Annotated in this window: 11 protein-coding genes; 3 read left to right on the top strand and 8 right to left on the bottom strand. The window is 62.6% G+C overall.

Annotated features, from left to right (window positions below; genetic code table 11):
* Window positions 1-8 precede the first annotated feature (8 nt).
* From PQR32_RS22410 to PQR32_RS22380, 7 genes are all read right to left on the bottom strand, one after another.
* Window positions 9-1,199: a CaiB/BaiF CoA transferase family protein gene (locus PQR32_RS22410; protein WP_408231754.1), complete on the bottom strand. Its 1,191-nt coding sequence runs from the start codon at window positions 1,197-1,199 to the stop codon at window positions 9-11.
* On the bottom strand, window positions 1,196-2,359 hold the full coding sequence (locus PQR32_RS22405) for an acyl-CoA dehydrogenase family protein (protein WP_408231751.1): 1,164 nt from the start codon (window positions 2,357-2,359) through the stop codon (window positions 1,196-1,198). The genes PQR32_RS22410 and PQR32_RS22405 overlap by 4 nt, the downstream gene beginning before the upstream one ends.
* A 10-nt stretch (window positions 2,360-2,369) precedes the next feature.
* Window positions 2,370-3,782, bottom strand: a complete 1,413-nt coding sequence (locus PQR32_RS22400) for an MmgE/PrpD family protein (RefSeq protein WP_408231748.1) — start codon at window positions 3,780-3,782, stop codon at window positions 2,370-2,372.
* A 5-nt stretch (window positions 3,783-3,787) separates the two neighbouring features.
* Complete coding sequence (locus PQR32_RS22395) at window positions 3,788-5,194, bottom strand: MFS transporter (RefSeq protein ID WP_408231745.1); 1,407 nt, start codon at window positions 5,192-5,194, stop codon at window positions 3,788-3,790.
* A 168-nt stretch (window positions 5,195-5,362) separates the two neighbouring features.
* On the bottom strand, window positions 5,363-5,863 hold the full coding sequence (locus PQR32_RS22390; RefSeq protein WP_168792519.1) for a MaoC family dehydratase: 501 nt from the start codon (window positions 5,861-5,863) through the stop codon (window positions 5,363-5,365).
* A gap of 299 nt (window positions 5,864-6,162) precedes the next feature.
* Window positions 6,163-6,699: a single-stranded DNA-binding protein gene (locus tag PQR32_RS22385; protein WP_408231742.1), complete on the bottom strand. Its 537-nt coding sequence runs from the start codon at window positions 6,697-6,699 to the stop codon at window positions 6,163-6,165.
* Window positions 6,700-6,835: 136 nt separating this feature from the next.
* Window positions 6,836-8,023 (bottom strand): MFS transporter, encoded by a 1,188-nt coding sequence (locus tag PQR32_RS22380; protein ID WP_408231739.1) that lies wholly within the window; start codon window positions 8,021-8,023, stop codon window positions 6,836-6,838.
* Between the two features lie 337 nt (window positions 8,024-8,360).
* On the opposite strand from PQR32_RS22380, the gene uvrA reads away from it, so the two are divergent.
* Window positions 8,361-11,234, top strand: a complete 2,874-nt coding sequence (gene uvrA / locus PQR32_RS22375; protein ID WP_408231736.1) for an excinuclease ABC subunit UvrA — start codon at window positions 8,361-8,363, stop codon at window positions 11,232-11,234.
* A gap of 34 nt (window positions 11,235-11,268) precedes the next feature.
* Complete coding sequence (locus tag PQR32_RS22370) at window positions 11,269-12,354, top strand: AI-2E family transporter (RefSeq protein ID WP_408231733.1); 1,086 nt, start codon at window positions 11,269-11,271, stop codon at window positions 12,352-12,354.
* A 73-nt stretch (window positions 12,355-12,427) separates the two neighbouring features.
* Here PQR32_RS22370 and PQR32_RS22365 read toward each other — a convergent pair whose 3' ends face one another.
* The gene (locus tag PQR32_RS22365; RefSeq protein ID WP_408231730.1) at window positions 12,428-14,596 is read right to left on the bottom strand and encodes a TonB-dependent siderophore receptor; all 2,169 of its coding nucleotides are present in this window, start codon (window positions 14,594-14,596) and stop codon (window positions 12,428-12,430) included.
* Window positions 14,597-14,924: 328 nt separating this feature from the next.
* Between PQR32_RS22365 and PQR32_RS22360 the strand changes: the two genes are divergently transcribed.
* Window positions 14,925-16,151, top strand: coding sequence for a PepSY-associated TM helix domain-containing protein (locus PQR32_RS22360; RefSeq protein ID WP_408231728.1), 1,227 nt, complete (start codon window positions 14,925-14,927; stop codon window positions 16,149-16,151).
* Window positions 16,152-16,204 lie beyond the last annotated feature (53 nt).

Here is a 16,204-nt window from a genome sequence, read left to right as displayed (position 1 = left end):
GCCCGGCCTTATTGCACCACACCCGCCTCCCTCAGCATAGCGATCCTTTCCGCGCCGTAGCCCAGTTCGTCGAGCAGACGCTGCGTGTCCTGCCCGAGATCCGGCGCGGCACGCGTCGGCAGAGGCTCGTCGATCCGCACCGGCGCGGCCACGCCGCGCACCTTGCCGAAGCGCGGATGCTCGGCATCCACCACGCATTCACGTTCAGCGACGAAGGGATTCTCCAGCGCCTCCTTGACGTTGAACACCGGCGCGGCCGGCACGCGGCCGCCGAAGCGTTCGAGCCATTGCGCCGTGGTCGCCGTCGAAAGCACCGCGTCGAGTTCGGTCTGCACCAGTTCGCGATTCGCAAGACGCGCCTGGAAGTTGCAAAAGCGCGGATCGGTCACCCACGACGGTTTGTCGATCACTTCGGCGAGCACGCCCCAGAATTTTTCCTTGTTGCACATCAGGAAGATCCAGCCGTCCTGTGTCTTGTACAACTGGCTCGGCGTGAGCGACGGATGCGACGAGCGGTTCTCGCGCCCCGTCACCACGCCGCCATTCAGATACCACGTCGCGACATAGGCGAGGTTATGCAGCGCGACGTCGAAGAGACTCACGTCGATATCGCGCCCTTTGCCCGACGTCTTCGCATCGACGAGGCCGGCGAGCAGCGCCATCGCGGCGGTCGTGCCGGTCATCAGATCGATGATCGACAGACCGAAGCGCGCTGGCGGGCTGTCAGGCTCGCCGGTAACGGACAGATAACCCGCCTCGGCCTGCATCAGATAGTCGTAGCCTGGCCATGCCGCGCGGCTGCCGCTGCGTCCGTATGCGGACAGATGCCCGCACACGATCTTCGGATTCGCCTCGCAAAGTTGCGCGTAAGTGAGCCCGAGTTTTGCCGGCAGATCGCCGCGCAGATTGTTGAACACGGCGTCGCTCTTCGCGACGAGGTCCAGCAACACCGCGCGCGCTTCGGGCTTCTTCAGGTCGAGCGTGAGACTGCATTTGTTGCGATTGAACGCTTCGAAGAAGTGGCTATCGCCCTCGCCGAAGAAATACGGGCCGACCGCGCGGCCGACATCGCCGCCATTGCTCGGATGCTCGATCTTGATGATCTCCGCGCCGAGGTCCGCGAGATGCTGGGTGGCGAAAGGCCCGGCGCCATATTGTTCGATGGCGAGCACGCGCACGCCGGAAAGAGGCAGACTCATATCGGGCTCCGTTCGATCAATTGCTTGGCGATGATGATGCGTTGCATCTCGTTGGTGCCTTCACCGATCGTGAGAAGCGGCGCGTCGCGATACAGGCGCTCGACGTTGTATTCCTTCGAATAGCCGTAGGCGCCGTGAATGCGCATGGCCTCAATGCTGTTTTCCAGCGCGGCTTCAGTTGCGAAGTATTTCGCCATGCCCGCTTCCATATCGCAGCGCTCGCCGCGGTCGTACTTCTGCGCAGCGGCGTCGACCAGCAAACGGCCTGCTTCGACGCGCGTCGCCATTTCGCCGAGCTTCAACTGAATCGCCTGGTGCTCGCAAATCGGCTTGCCGAAGGTTTTGCGTTGCTGCGAATAGCTGACGGATTCATCGAGCGCGGCTTGCGCGACGCCGACGCCGCGCGCCGCGACATTGATACGGCCGAGTTCGAGGCCGCCGAGTATCTGCTGCAGGCCGCGGCCTTCCACGCCGCCAATCAGCGCATCGGTGGACACGTGATAGTCGTTGAACGACAACTCACAGGTATCGATGCCTTTATAGCCGAGCTTTTCGAGCTGGCGGCTGACCTCGAATCCCGGCCCTTTCTGCACCAGTAACAAACTCATCCCGCGATGACGCGGTTGCGCCGTCGTATCCGTCTTCACCAGCAGTGCCAGCGTGTTGCCGTGCTTGCTGTTGGTGATCCACGTCTTGTTGCCGTTCACCACGTACTCGTCGCCAACGCGTTTGGCCGTTGTGCGAATGGCCTGCAGATCGGTACCGCAATCGGGCTCGGTGAGGCCGATGCCGCCACGCCACTCGCCGGTCGCGAACTTCGGCAGATATTTGCTTTTCTGCTCGGGCGTGCCGTTGCGTTGCACCAGCATCGCGAGAATCAGATGCGAATTGATGATGCCGCTCACCGACATCCACACTCGCGAGATGCGCGCGATGATCTGCGCATAGGTCCGCGTCGACAGACCCAGCCCGCCATACTCGGGATCGATGATGCAGCCGAACAAGCCCATCTCCTTCATCTTCTCGACGATCTCCGCCGGGTAGATATCGTCGTGATCGAACTTGTGGACGTAAGGACGCACCTCGGTTTCGAGAAAGCGGTCCAGCGAGTCGAGAATCAGTTGATCGTTTTCCAGCGTGTCGAGTTCTGTTGCAGTCATGATGACGTCCTTAGGATGCGGTGTGTCCGGCAAGCGTGTCGGCGAGCGAGCGGGCCGGCCGTTCGTCGAGTTGCAATACGGCCTGGGCGATCTGTTCGGCGGCACTGCGCGAAACGCTGCGCTGCGCGTTGGCGTAAAACTTGGCGACGATGTCGTCGTTGCTGACGGGCCGGTCCGCGCAGCCGCGATTGATCGCCTCGCGATGCGCGACACGCGAGCCGTCGCTGCGTTCCACCACGACTTCGCCGGTGTAGTGGCGCGGGAATGTCGTGTCGGGGTCGATTTCGTAGTCGACTTTTTTGGCGAGCGCCAAAACCGCCGGATCGGCGAGTGCGACCGGTTCGAGCTCGTCGAGCGTGAAGCGGCCTTTGAGCAACGCGGTCGCGACGATGTACGGCACGCTGAATTGCGCGTCATAGGCGGTGACCGGTTTGCGCTTCGCATCGACCGGTTCGCACACGATTTCCACTGTGCCGCGCGGCACTTTGGCGATCACGCGTTTGATCGAGTCGAGCTTTTCTGCCGAGAAGCGATGCTCGCGATGCAGCGCAATCGCCGCGTCGGCGACTGCATGCGTGAAGTGGCAGGCCGGTAACGGTTTGATCGCGACTTCGTCGATTTGCCAGGTGCTGCCGAGGCCTTCTGTGGCGAGTTCACGATCGGCTGCGTCGAGCGGTTTGCCGAGGTGGCTTGCGTAGAGACCGAAGCGTCCTTCGTAGGCCAGGCGCGGGCCGGTGAAGCCGTGTTTCGCGAGCGTCGCGGCAGTGATAGCCGACGCAGCCGCGAAGCCGGGATGAGCGCGCTTGGTCCACGCGCCGTCTTCGAGGAATTCGAGGCTGCCGGCCGCCATCGACAGCACGATGCCTTGCGCGTGCGCCACGCGGGCTTCGTCGAGTTGCAGCAGACGCGATGCGGCGACCGCGCAGCCGAACGCGCCGACCAGACCCGTCGGATGAAACCCGGCGTCGTGGAATCCGCCCTTCGCCGCCGATGCCACGCGCGTCGACACTTCCATTGCGACGATGTAGGCGGCCAGCAAGTCCGCGCCACTCAGCCCGTCGCGGTCGGCGAGTGCGAGCACGCAGGGCAATGCGCTGGTGGTCGAGTGAATGACGCCGCGTGAGTGCGTGTCGTCGAAGTCGAGTCCATGAATCAGCACGCCGTTCATCATCGCGGAATCGCGCAAGGCGAGCCGCCGGCCGTAGCCGATTACCGGCGAGGCACCGCTGCCGAGCTCGGAGAAGGCGGCGAGCGAGACATCCGCATACGGATAACCACGCGACGCGAACGCAATGCCGACAGCGTCGAGAATCAGATGCTTGGCGCGCGTCTGCACCGCGCGCGGCACGTCGCGCAATTGCAAGCCCAAGCCGAAGCGCGCGTACTGATCGGACAGCGTGACGGGGAAATCGAGTGAAGTCATGGGATTTAACCTTGCTGGGTAGCGGGTAGCGGATCGGAGCTGGTGTCGAGGCTCGGCGAGATCCGCTCGAGCGCATGCTGGTTGGTTTCCACACGCAGCAGCAGAATCCCGAACACCAGCAACGCGAGAACGCTGCTCACCATGGCCAGCACGCCGGACACGCCGAACGAGTTGTAGAGCAGCACCGCGAGATACGGCGTGGTCATCGAGGCAGCGCGGCCACACACACCCGCCGTACCGGTGCCGCGCAGGCGCAGTTCGGTCGGAAAAAGTTCGGGAATGTAGGCAAAGAGACCGAGCGTGGTGACCGTATAGATGCAGGTGATCAACACGAAGCCGACGCTGCTGATCGCCCAGCCCGCATGCATGTTCGGATAGATGAAGCCGACCACGATCGTGGCGATCGCGAAGATCACAAGACCACGCGCCCGACCGATGCGGTCCGCGCAGAAGAAGCCGACCAGTGCGCCGCCCGGCGCGCCGAACGCCATCAGCGTCGTGAAGCCTAGCGATTGCACGATGGTGAGCCCTTCCTTGACGAAGAAGGTCGGCAGCCATGCAACAAAGCCGTACACCGAAATATTCACGGCGACCGCAGTGAGAATGGCCACCAATGTGCGGCCGAGCATGGCATGCGAAAACAATGCGGAGAACGGCGCTTTCGGCACTTCGAGACTTTCGGTGCGCTCGACCGGCGGCAATGGACCTTTCTGACGCTGAACCTCGTGCTCGATAGCGGAGACGGTGGCCTCGGCTTCTTCGCTGCGCCCAACCGATTCGAGCCAGCGCGGCGACTCGGGCATCCGGTGCCGCAGCACCCACACGATGATCGCGCCAACGCCGGCAATCGCGAACATGTAGCGCCAGCCCAGATGCGGAATCACGACGTAACCGACCGCCGTCGATACCAGCAAACCGGAATTGATGATGAGCGCGAGCAGAGCGGTCCAGCGTCCGCGCGACGCGGGCGGGATGAACTCGCACAGGGTGCCCGCCGCGACCACCAGTTCGGCGCCGAGGCCGACGCCCATGATCAGCCGCAATACGATCAGCCACATCATGTTCGGCACGAAGCACGCGGCAATCGACGCGAGGCCGAAGATCAGCAGGTTGGTCTGGTACGACGAGCGGCGGCCGAAGCGGTCGCCGAGATAGCCGGCAAAGCCCGCGCCGATCAGCATGCCGAGAAAGGTCACCGAGATGAAAAGCGCGTTCAGCTTCAGATCCGAGAAGCCCGCTTTCACCATCGCGCCGAGCGCACCGGCGGCGAGATAGATGTCGAAGGCGTCGAGAAAGGCGCCCGCGCTGATGAGCCCGAGAACCTTCCAGTGAAAGGACGCGATAGGCAGGCGATCAAGTCGCGCGCCCGAATTGACGATACCGATAGCCACCTTTGTCTCCTTGGTGTGCATGCGGCCGCGCTGACGCTCGCCGCATCGCGACGCCTGTTCGGGCGCCGCCGGAATTCGCGCGCTGGCTGCTCTTGCTGGCAGGTGTGCGCTGTCTTGCTGCTTGTCGTTCTCAGACTGTGCGGGCTTTCGACCCGAACATGCGGCGGTTCACGCCGCACAACGCGTCAATCAATCGCCGACGCCGTGCCCGCGTGCCGGCACCAGAGCGCTGCGCACGAAATCCATGATCGGCGTGCCGTCCTGCTTGAACGCGCGGGTTTGCACGGTGACGATGCCCTGCCCCGGACGCGACTTCGACTCACGCTTTTCCAGCACTTCCGATTCCGCATAGATCGTATCGCCGCAAAACACCGGGCCCGTCAGACGAATCTCTTTCCAGCCGAGGTTGGCGATCGCCTTGCCGCTGACGTCGTTCACCGACAGGCCCAGCACCACGGCAACCGTCAGACCGCTGTTGACAAGCAGGCGGCCGAACTCGCTTTGGGCGGCGTAGGCGGCGTCGCAGTGCATCGGATGAAAGTTCATCGTCAGCAACGAGAAGTGGATGTTGTCGGCTTCGGTAATAGTGCGCCCAGGCCGGTGTTCGTAGATGTCGCCCACCTGAAAATCTTCGAGGTAGCGGCCGTAGCTGGCGCGAATGCGGTTTTTGACTGCGACGTCGGACTCCATGCCCGTCTCCTGTTTCGAGTGATTTATCTGCATTTGTTACTTTGTCCGTACAAAGTATGATTTGAGTATTGTCGTCCGATGGGTGAATGTCAAGGCGGTATTGTCGGGAAGGTGGGTGATGGGCGGCAAATGGGCCGCTGAGGCACGCCAGGACTCGTGACCAGGTTTATCCCTGACAGGTGGTCACGGGCGCGACGTGTCCACGTCTGAGTTGACTGATCGACACGCTAATAAAAAACCCCGCCCGGCTCTGACGCCGGCGGGGTTTTTTGCATCGATTCGGTGCGAGTGCGGGTGATTTAGAACGGAATATCGTCATCCATCTCATCAAAGCCGCCGCCAGCCGGCGCGCTCGGACGGCTTGCGCCGCCACCACCGCCGCTGCCGCCACGCGCACCGCCGCCCGACACTGCGCGGCCGCCACCACCACCGCCGCCGCTACGCTCCGACGGCTCGCCGCGGCTGTAGCCGCCTTCGTCACCACCGCCGCCCATCGAGCCGCCGCGGCCGCCCAGCATTTGCATCTGTTCGGCGACGATTTCCGTCGAGTAACGGTCGGTGCCGTCTTGCGCCTGCCACTTACGGGTGCGGATGCGCCCTTCCAGATACACCGACGAGCCCTTCTTCAGATATTCGGACACGATTTCCGCGAGGCGGCCGAAGAACGACACGCGGTGCCATTCGGTCGCTTCCTTCATTTCGCCGGACGTCTTGTCCTTGTACCGATCCGTCGTTGCAAGGCGGATGTTCGCCACTGCGTCGCCGCTCGGAAGATAACGGACTTCCGGATCGGCTCCGAGATTGCCGACGAGAATGACCTTGTTCACGGATGCCATGAGTTTCTCCTGTTGATTCCGTTACGGGCGGCGCGGCAATACACGTTTTCGCGTTTCAGGGCTGGCAGGCCCGAGACCGGAACTGCGCCTCTGCCCGCCGCCGGGTGAGTTCTGGGTAAGTTCGGGATGCGCCGTATTACGCTTTGCGCGGCGGCTGTTTCATCTTTGCGGCGATTATAAGCCAGCAAAAGACGAGCCCCGAACAAGTGAAGAACACAGCGCTCTGACCATCGACTTTCAGCAGCCAACCGCCGACCACGCCACCCAGCGCAAGACCGATCGATTGCGTGGTGTTGTACACGCCGGCAGCCGCGCCCTTGCGGGTGCCGGGCGCCAGTTTCGACACCAGCGAAGGCTGCGAAGCCTCAAGAATATTGAAGCCCAAAAAGTACACAAAAAGGATCGCCGCCACACTCAGAATCGTATGCGGAGCGACGCCCAATAACAACTGTCCGATCAGGATAAGAGCAATCGCAGAAAGCAGCACGATTTTCATTCGGCCGCGCTTTTCGGCGGCGATGATCGCCGGCACCATCATCACGAACGAGAGGCCCATGACCGGCAAATACACCTTCCAGTGCGACGCGACCGGCAAGCCGCCGGCTTCGAGAATACGCGGCACGACGAGGAACAACGCGGTTTGCGTGGCATGCAGCACGAGCACGCCGAAGTTCAACCGCAGCAGTTCGACGTTGTGCAGCACTTCGGCGAAAGGCGCGCGTACGTGCACCGGCTTCGGCGCATCGGGAACGATCCACAGCACCACGCCGATCGCCAGAATCGAGAAGATGCCGACCAGCGTGAACAGGCCGCTCATGCCGACCCACTGAAACACGATCGGCGCACCGACAATCGCCACCGCGAACGACACGCCGATGCTGCCGCCCACCATTGCCATCGCCTTGGTGCGATGTTCCTCGGCGGTCAGGTCGGCGATAAACGCGATCACCGCCGACGACACCGCGCCCATGCCCTGAATCACCCGCCCGACGATGATCCACGTCATGTCGTGCGCGCCCGCCGCCACGAAACTGCCGAGCGCGAAAATCAGCAGACCGGTCGCAATGACCGGTTTGCGGCCGATCTTGTCGGAGACCCAGCCGTAAAAGATGTACAGCATGGACTGTGTCACGCCGTACGCGCCGAGCGCGATTCCCACCAGCAGCACGTTGTCGCCGCCGGGGATGGTCTTCGCGTAGATCGAGAACACCGGCATGATCATGAAGAGTCCGAGCATGCGCAGCGCGAAGATCGCGGCAAGCGACACGGTCGCGCGCAGTTCAGGCGCGCTCATGCGTGTGGAGGTAGCGGACGGATTGGACATCGGGAGCGTTCTTTGATTGAGCTGGGCGGCATACCGCGGGCGGGCACAGCAGCGGAGCGGCCACGACCGCGCGGCTTATCGCAAGACGGCGGGCCCGCAGGCGGCGCGGCTTTTGAGCCGACTGCACTCCCGTTGGCGCCTCGCGGTGCCTCGCGTTGCCTTGTACTCGCGGAAAATGGCCCCAGTTAGACCTCTTCCCCGCGGCGCTGGACCGCTGCCTTACAGCACGCCTCAACGCCTCTTCAGGCTGTCAGGAAGCCGTAACGGCGGTCTTGAAAAGTCGTTATAGTAGCAGGTTTAGCCTCTTCCTCTTTCCGCCAGTTCATGGAATAAATCCGTGGAACAAATCCGTATTCGTGGGGCTCGCACCCACAACCTGAAGAACGTCAACCTCGATTTACCCCGTCACAAGCTCGTTGTCATCACGGGCCTTTCAGGCTCGGGCAAATCGTCGCTGGCGTTCGACACGCTTTATGCGGAAGGACAACGGCGCTACGTCGAAAGTCTCTCCGCGTACGCACGCCAGTTCCTGCAATTGATGGAGAAACCGGACGTCGATCTGATCGAAGGCCTGTCGCCGGCAATCTCGATCGAACAGAAGGCGACCTCGCACAATCCGCGCTCCACGGTCGGCACCGTCACCGAGATTCACGACTATCTGCGGCTATTGTTCGCGCGCGTCGGCACGCCGTACTGTCCGGATCACGAAATTCCGCTGGAAGCGCAAAGCGTCTCGCAGATGGTCGACGCGGCGCTCGCGCTGCCGGAAGAAACCAAGCTGATGATCCTCGCGCCCGTCGTGGCGAACCGCAAGGGCGAGCACGTCGAACTGTTCGAGGAAATGCAGGCGCAAGGCTTTATCCGCTTCCGCGTGCGCTCGGGCGGTGGCACCGCCAATGAAGGCGTCGCAAAGATCTATGAAGTCGATTCGCTGCCGAAGCTGAAGAAGAACGACAAGCACACCATCGACGTGGTCGTGGACCGCCTGAAAGTGCGCCCCGACATGAAGCAGCGTCTTGCCGAATCGTTCGAAACGGCGCTGCGGCTCGCCGACGGCCGAGCCATCGCGCTCGAAATGGATACGGACAAGGAGAAGCTATTCAGCTCGAAGTTCGCCTGCCCGATCTGCTCGTACTCGCTGCAGGAACTGGAACCGCGCCTCTTCTCGTTCAACAATCCGATGGGCGCGTGCCCGGAATGCGACGGCCTCGGTCAGATCACCTTCTTCGATCCGAAGCGGGTGGTCGCGCATCCGTCGCTGTCGCTCGCGGCCGGCGCGGTGAAGGGCTGGGATCGGCGCAATCAGTTCTACTTCCAGATGCTGCAGAGTCTCGCGGCGTTCTACGAGTTCGACATCGACACTGCCGTCGAAGACTTGCCGGAGAAGGTCCGCAAGATCCTGCTGTTCGGTTCGGGCAAGCAGGAGATCCCGTTCTCGTACATCAACGAACGTGGCCGCACTTCGGTGCGCGAGCATGTGTTCGAAGGGATCATCCCGAATCTGGAGCGGCGTTACCGCGAGACCGATTCGGTCGCGGTGCGCGAAGAACTCGCCAAGTATCAGAACAACCAGCCCTGCCCGGCCTGCGCCGGCACGCGTCTGCGCCGCGAAGCGCGCTTTGTGCGGATCGGCACGGACGGCGACGCGCGCGGCATCTTCGAAATCAGCGGCTGGCCGCTGCGCGACGCGCTCGGTTATTTCCAGACGCTGCGCCTGGAAGGCTCGAAGCGCGAGATCGCCGACAAGGTGGTCAAGGAAATCGTCGCGCGGCTGATGTTCCTGAATAACGTCGGGCTGGACTATCTGTCACTCGAACGCAGCGCGGAAACGCTGTCTGGCGGCGAGGCGCAGCGCATTCGTCTCGCCTCGCAGATCGGCTCGGGGCTGACCGGCGTGATGTACGTGCTCGACGAGCCGTCCATCGGACTGCATCAGCGCGACAACGACCGGCTGATCGCCACGCTCAAGCATCTGCGCGACCTCGGCAATTCGGTGATCGTCGTCGAACACGACGAAGACATGATCCGCATGGCCGACTACGTGGTCGACATGGGGCCGGGCGCGGGCGAACACGGCGGCATGGTGATCGCCGAGGGCACGCCCAAACAGGTGCAGGCGAACGCGGCGTCGATGACCGGGCAGTACATGTCCGGCGCGCGCAACATCGAGTTCCCGGACGAACGCAAGGACCCGGACGAGCGGCGTCTGCGGATCGTCGAGGCGTATGGCAACAATCTGCAGCATGTCTCGCTGGATCTGCCGGTCGGCCTGCTCACCTGCGTGACCGGCGTGTCCGGTTCGGGCAAGTCCACGCTCATCAACGACACGCTGTATCACGCGGTCGCGCATCACCTGTACGGCTCGGCTACGGAGCCGGCGCCGTACGAATCGATCGAGGGCCTCGAGCACTTCGACAAGGTCATCAACGTCGACCAGTCGCCGATCGGCCGCACTCCGCGCTCGAACCCCGCCACCTACACGGGCCTCTTCACGCCGATCCGCGAGCTGTTCGCGGGCGTACCCGCGGCGAAAGAGCGCGGCTACGAAGCCGGCCGCTTCTCGTTCAACGTGAAGGGCGGCCGCTGCGAATCCTGCCAGGGCGACGGCGTACTGAAGGTCGAGATGCACTTTTTGCCGGACGTGTACGTGCCGTGCGACGTCTGTCACGGCAAGCGCTACAACCGCGAAACGCTCGACGTGCAGTACAAAGGCAAGAACATCAGCGAAGTACTCGACATGACGGTGGAGAACGCCTATGAGTTCTTCAAGCCGGTGCCGGTCGTCGCGCGCAAGCTGAAAACCTTGCTGGACGTGGGCCTGGGGTATATCCGGCTGGGCCAGTCGGCCACTACCCTGTCGGGCGGCGAGGCACAGCGCGTCAAACTATCTTTGGAACTGAGCAAGCGTGACACGGGTCGCACGCTATACATACTTGACGAGCCGACCACCGGCCTACATTTTCATGACATCGCCCTGTTGCTCGAAGTGATTCATCGATTACGCGACCAGGGTAATACCGTCGTGATCATCGAGCATAATCTCGATGTAATAAAGACTGCGGACTGGGTCATCGATCTCGGTCCGGAAGGCGGAGCCGGCGGCGGGCAGATCATCGCTCAGGGCACGCCGGAGCAGGTGGCGAAGTCAAAGGCAAGTTTTACCGGTAAGTACCTGGCGCCTCTGCTGAAACGCGCGGCCAGTAAAAAGTAACGCTGCACAACTCAGGTTGGAGACGGAATAAGCCATGGCCAAGCGGAATCAGGCGCGCGACGACGGGCAAGTGCAGGACCTACGCCCACGCCCGGTCAGGCTGACGAGCGACATGAGCCTGCCGAAGCTGTCGGCGGTCGAAATTGGCAGTTATATCGTGATGCTGTTCGGCATGTGGGCGGTCATCGAACTTCGGCTGCTCGGCGCGTTGCTCGCCGGGCTGCTGGTGTTCCAACTGGTCCACACGATCGCGCCGCGCATCGAGCGCCACATGTCGAGCAAGCGGGCGCGCTGGCTCGCGGTGGTGTTCCTGGCCACGATAATCGTGGGCGCGCTGACGGGGCTCACGCTCGGCATCATCGAGCATTTCGAGAACGACGTGCCGAGCGTGCAGAAGCTGCTCGACCAGGCCATGCAGCTGATCGACCAGGCGCGCGGCCGGATTCCGCAATTCGTCGCCAACTATCTGCCGGTCGACACCGAACAGATGAAGACCAAGGCGGCGGAGCTGATGCAGACGCACGCCAACATGCTGCAGCAAAGCGGCAAGACCGCGGCGCGCGCTTTCACGCATATCCTGATCGGCATGATCATCGGCGCGATCATCGCGGTCGGCGCGCAAAAGCATATGCAGCGGCTGCCGCTGTCCACGGCGTTCGTCACACGCGTGACACGTTTCGCCGATGCGTTTCGCCGCATCGTGTTCGCCCAGGTGAAGATCTCCGCGATCAACGCGGTCTTCACCGGCATCTTCCTGCTGGTGATTTTGCCGATCTTCCACGACACGCTGCCGTTGTCGAAGACGCTGGTGCTGGTCACGTTCATCGTCGGTTTGCTGCCGGTGATCGGCAATCTGATCTCGAACACGATCATCGTCGCGGTGGCACTCTCGGTGAGCTTTCCGGCGGCGGTCATGTCGCTCGTGTTCCTGATCCTGATTCACAAGCTCGAGTACTTCCTGAACGCGCGCATCGTCGGCGGACAGATCGAGGCGCGCGCGTGGGAATTGCTGATCGCCATGCTCATCATGGAAGCCGCGTTCGGTCTTCCCGGCGTGATCGCGGCGCCGATTTTTTATGCGTACATCAAGCGCGAATTGATTTACTTGCGGCTGGTTTGAGGCTGCGGCGAGCGGCCCGAAAGCAGATAGGCAGGAACGGAAAAGCGGCACCTCGGTGCCGCTTTTTTCATGCTTAGAAGTCGATGCGCGCGTTCAGTGACAACGTGCGCGGATCGCCCGGCGTCACATAGTCCGCATATTGGTACTCCCAGTAGCGGCGATTGAGGAGGTTGTCGATCGCCGCGCGGAACGTCACATCGTAGCCGCCTATACGCGTCGCATAGCTCGCGCCGAGATTGACCAGCATGTAGCCCGACGTATCCAGATTGCCGGACGGACGCACGTTGGTATTGCCCGTGAACTTTGCGTCGGCGCCGATGCGCAGCCCCGGGACATACGGCACCGAGTACGTCGCATGGCCCGCCACTACGAACTGCGGCGCTCCGGCCACGCGGTTGCCGTTATTGGCCGCGCCCTTCTCATACTTCGTGTTGATCCACATGAGGTCGCCGCCGACGTTCCAGCTTGCGCCCAGACGAATGTCGCCGCCGAACTCCACGCCCTGGAAGATCGACTCGCCGTCCTGCGTGTAGACGTTCGCGCTGTTCGCGTAGGCCGAGCCGCGTTCGATGCGGAACAGCGCGGCCGTCGCGCTCCAGCGCTCATGTTCGCTCTTGATCCCGACTTCGTACTGCTTGCTGCGCAACGGCTTGAGGAGCTCACCGCGGTTCGCGTAGGTGTCGCCCACCACGGTGCCCGCTTCCAGCGACTCCACGTAGCTCGTGTACAGCGTCGTACTCGGGGCGAGCTTGAACATCAGCGCCACCGTCGGCGTCACGACGCCGTTCTGACTATAGGTCGACGTGGTCGCGCCGGTAGTCGAGTAGCCGTGCTGCTCGTAATTCGTGTAGCGCACGCCGCCGAGTACCGACCAGCGCTGCGTCAACTGGATCGTATCGTTCGCGAACAACGCTTTTTGCGTGATGTCGCTGTCGCGGTAGGTGTAGTAGTTCGATGCGCTGTAGAAGGTGTTGGTGTTCGGCTGGTAGAGGTTGCCGGTACCGATCTGGCCGAAGAAACTGTTCGCGCCGTAGTCGTTCGTTTGACGCTGATACGCCGCGCCGATCACAAGCTGGTGCTGCAACGGCCCCGTCTTCACACTGCCTTCCGCCGACACCTGCCACAAGCTCAACTGATGCCCTTCCTTGCCGGCGAAGCGGCTGTCCGTGTAATCGCCGGCGCTGTTCTGCAGGTAATAGGTACTCTCGTTGCGATCGCGCGAGCTTTTGCTGTAGCTGTAGGTCGCGTTGAGCGTCCAATCCGGGCTCAGGTTGTACTGCACACCCGCAGTGTAGAGCTGGACGTTTGTATTCAGATGCTGGTCGGGACCGGAGAGGTTGCTGGTGCCGCCGCTCATCGTAGGCGGCAAGACGGTGCCCGGATATTCCGCCGTCGAGATCGCGCCGGTGATGCCACTCGAATGGCGCTCCTGATACAGCGCGCCAAACGTGGCCTTGAGGTCGCGCGTGATGCGCGCGTCGAGCGCGACCGACACCGAGTCGCGCCGCACGTTGCCGTCGTTATAGGTCTTGCCTTCTTCGTGCGTGGCGTTCAGGCGATAGCCGAACATGCCGTTCGGACCGACCCGGCCGCCGAGATCCGCATGCTCGGTCCACACGCCGTCGGTGTAATAGCCGATGTCGACGCTGCGCATGGGCGTCGTCGAGACCGGCGGCTTTTTCGTCACGTAGTTGACCACGCCGCCCGGCGCGCCGAAGCCGTACATGAAACCGGTCAGCCCCTTGAGCAACTCCACTCTCTCGAGCTGCTCGTACGGCATCGTGACGCCGTAGCTGTTAAACGGCATGCCGTCGATCTTGAAGCCTGACTGCCAGTCGAGCTGCATGCCGCGCACCGTCAGATAGGTGGCCCATGCGTTGTAGGCGTTGCCGTTATCGGAGACGGAGGCGTCGGTGGCAAACACGTCGCCGAGCTTGGACGGCTGGCGATCCTGCAGTTCTTCGCTCGTGATCACGGTGGTCGAGAACGGCGTGTCAAATTGCGAACGCGTGCCGAGCGCGCCGCTGCTCACGTCTTCCTTCAGATGCTGCCCGGTGTCTTGCACCGCCGTCACCTTGACGGCCGGCAGCGCTTTTTCGCTGCTATCCGTCGACGCTGCCAGGCCCGACGCCTGCTGTGCCCATGCCGCGTGACTCGTTGCCAACGCCAGGCACACCGCCAAATGCAGCGGCCGCATCGTCAGTTTTTTCTTCGGCTCTTCTACCCCGTTTCTTACGTTCATCGCCAGATCCCGCAATTACTGATTTTCGCCACCAAATGAGAATGATTCCCATTCGACAAGGCCGCGATGATGCCGAAGAATTATGCGAATTGTAAGCTTTGAGATGCGACATTTTGTCGCACATGGTGCATCCATCCCAGCTAAAGCCCTTGCTGGTCGTGGCTCTCGGGGGCACGCGCAGGCAGGCGGCTGTTGCGATGCCACGCCACACTTACGACAAACTTGCGGCGCGTGGCATGATTCCTTAAGATGCGAACAATTCCCATTTACGCCAAGTCTCTGTCGTGACACCCCTTTCAAAGTCCTGCTCCGTCGCGACGGCTCGCGCATGAGGCGCCAGCTCGTCCGTCTGCACCGCTGGTTCGGTGTCGCCACGGCGCTGTTTCTGTTCGTCGCCGGTCTGACTGGCGCGATCATCGCGTGGGACCATGAGCTCGATGCGGCGCTGAACCCGTCCTTCTTCAAATCCCGCACCGCCGGCCCGGCGCTGTCGGGCCTGGAATTGGCGCGTCGCGTGGAAGCCGCCGATCCGCGTCTCCAGGTGACGTATCTGCCGCTGGCGGCCGAGCCTGGCCACACGCTGCAAATGATGGTGCTGCCGCGGACCAACCCGGCCACGCAGAAGCCCTACCCACTCGATTTCAATCAGATCGCCGTCGACCCCGCCACCGGCGAGATCCAGGGACGCCGCGAATGGGGCGTCGTCTCGCTCGCGCGGCTCAATCTGATCCCGTTCATCTACAAGCTCCACTACACGCTGCAGTTGCCGTTCACGGGCGGCGTCGATATCGGCACGTGGTTGATGGGGATCGTCGGCATCATCTGGCTGTTTGACACCGTGATCGCGCTGTGGCTGTCGTTTCCAAGCGTCAAGGCGTGGCGCAAGTCGTTCGCGTTCCGCCTCGGGCGTGGCGGCTATGCGCTCACATTCGATTTGCACCGCTCAGGCGGCGTGTGGATCTGGGGTCTGCTGATGATCGTCGCACTGACGTCGGTGTCGATGAATCTGTCAGCACCGGTGGTGCGTCCGATCGTGTCGATGTTCTCCAAGCTCACGCCGGATCCGATCAACAACCCTGAAATCCTGCGCGCCCCGCAACCGGGCGATACGGTGTTGAGCCGCGAGCGCATCGTGCAACTGGCCGAACAGGCCGGCAAGGCGCGCAACCTCAGCGTCGCGCCTGGCGGTATTTACTACGCGGAATTCCTGCATGCATACGGCGTCGGTTTCTACGCGACGGGCAACGATCACGGCGACTTCGGCCTCGGCAATCCGTGGATGTATTGGGACGCGGCCACCGGCAAGCAACTCGACGCGCAGATTCCCGGCAAGGGCACGGCAGGCGACATCTTCGTGCAGGTGCAATTCCCGCTGCATTCGGGACGCATCCTCGGTCTCGGCGGACGGATTCTGATCAGCGCGGTCGGCATCGCGGTCGCTGTGCTGAGCGCGACGGGGCTGCTGATCTGGCTGAAGAAGCTGAACGCGCGCCGCCGTTCGGCGCAAAACGCCAATGTGGCGCGCGACGCGGGCGGATCCGCCGCGCGCTCCTAGTCCCCGGCAAAAGAAAAGGCGGCGCCGGAATCATCCGGCCACCGCCTTCTACT

It is taken from the genome of Paraburkholderia dipogonis (assembly GCF_046027395.1).
GTDB lineage: Bacteria > Pseudomonadota > Gammaproteobacteria > Burkholderiales > Burkholderiaceae > Paraburkholderia > Paraburkholderia dipogonis_A.
The sequence above is the reverse complement of the archived record's forward strand: the minus strand, read 5'-3'. Positions and strand labels throughout refer to the sequence as shown.

Excerpts from the sequence above, each read along its gene's own strand:
- PQR32_RS22395 (WP_408231745.1), bottom strand. The coding sequence starts at position 5,194 with ATGCACACCAAGGAGACAAAGGTGGCTATCGGTATCGTCAATTCGGGC.
- PQR32_RS22405 (WP_408231751.1), bottom strand. The coding sequence starts at position 2,359 with ATGACTGCAACAGAACTCGACACGCTGGAAAACGATCAACTGATTCTC.
- PQR32_RS22365 (WP_408231730.1), bottom strand. The coding sequence starts at position 14,596 with ATGAACGTAAGAAACGGGGTAGAAGAGCCGAAGAAAAAACTGACGATG.
- PQR32_RS22385 (WP_408231742.1), bottom strand. The coding sequence starts at position 6,699 with ATGGCATCCGTGAACAAGGTCATTCTCGTCGGCAATCTCGGAGCCGAT.
- PQR32_RS22370 (WP_408231733.1), top strand. The coding sequence starts at position 11,269 with ATGGCCAAGCGGAATCAGGCGCGCGACGACGGGCAAGTGCAGGACCTA.
- PQR32_RS22380 (WP_408231739.1), bottom strand. The coding sequence starts at position 8,023 with ATGTCCAATCCGTCCGCTACCTCCACACGCATGAGCGCGCCTGAACTG.
- PQR32_RS22390 (WP_168792519.1), bottom strand. The coding sequence starts at position 5,863 with ATGGAGTCCGACGTCGCAGTCAAAAACCGCATTCGCGCCAGCTACGGC.
- PQR32_RS22410 (WP_408231754.1), bottom strand. The coding sequence starts at position 1,199 with ATGAGTCTGCCTCTTTCCGGCGTGCGCGTGCTCGCCATCGAACAATAT.
- PQR32_RS22400 (WP_408231748.1), bottom strand. The coding sequence starts at position 3,782 with ATGACTTCACTCGATTTCCCCGTCACGCTGTCCGATCAGTACGCGCGC.
- PQR32_RS22360 (WP_408231728.1), top strand. The coding sequence starts at position 14,925 with ATGAGGCGCCAGCTCGTCCGTCTGCACCGCTGGTTCGGTGTCGCCACG.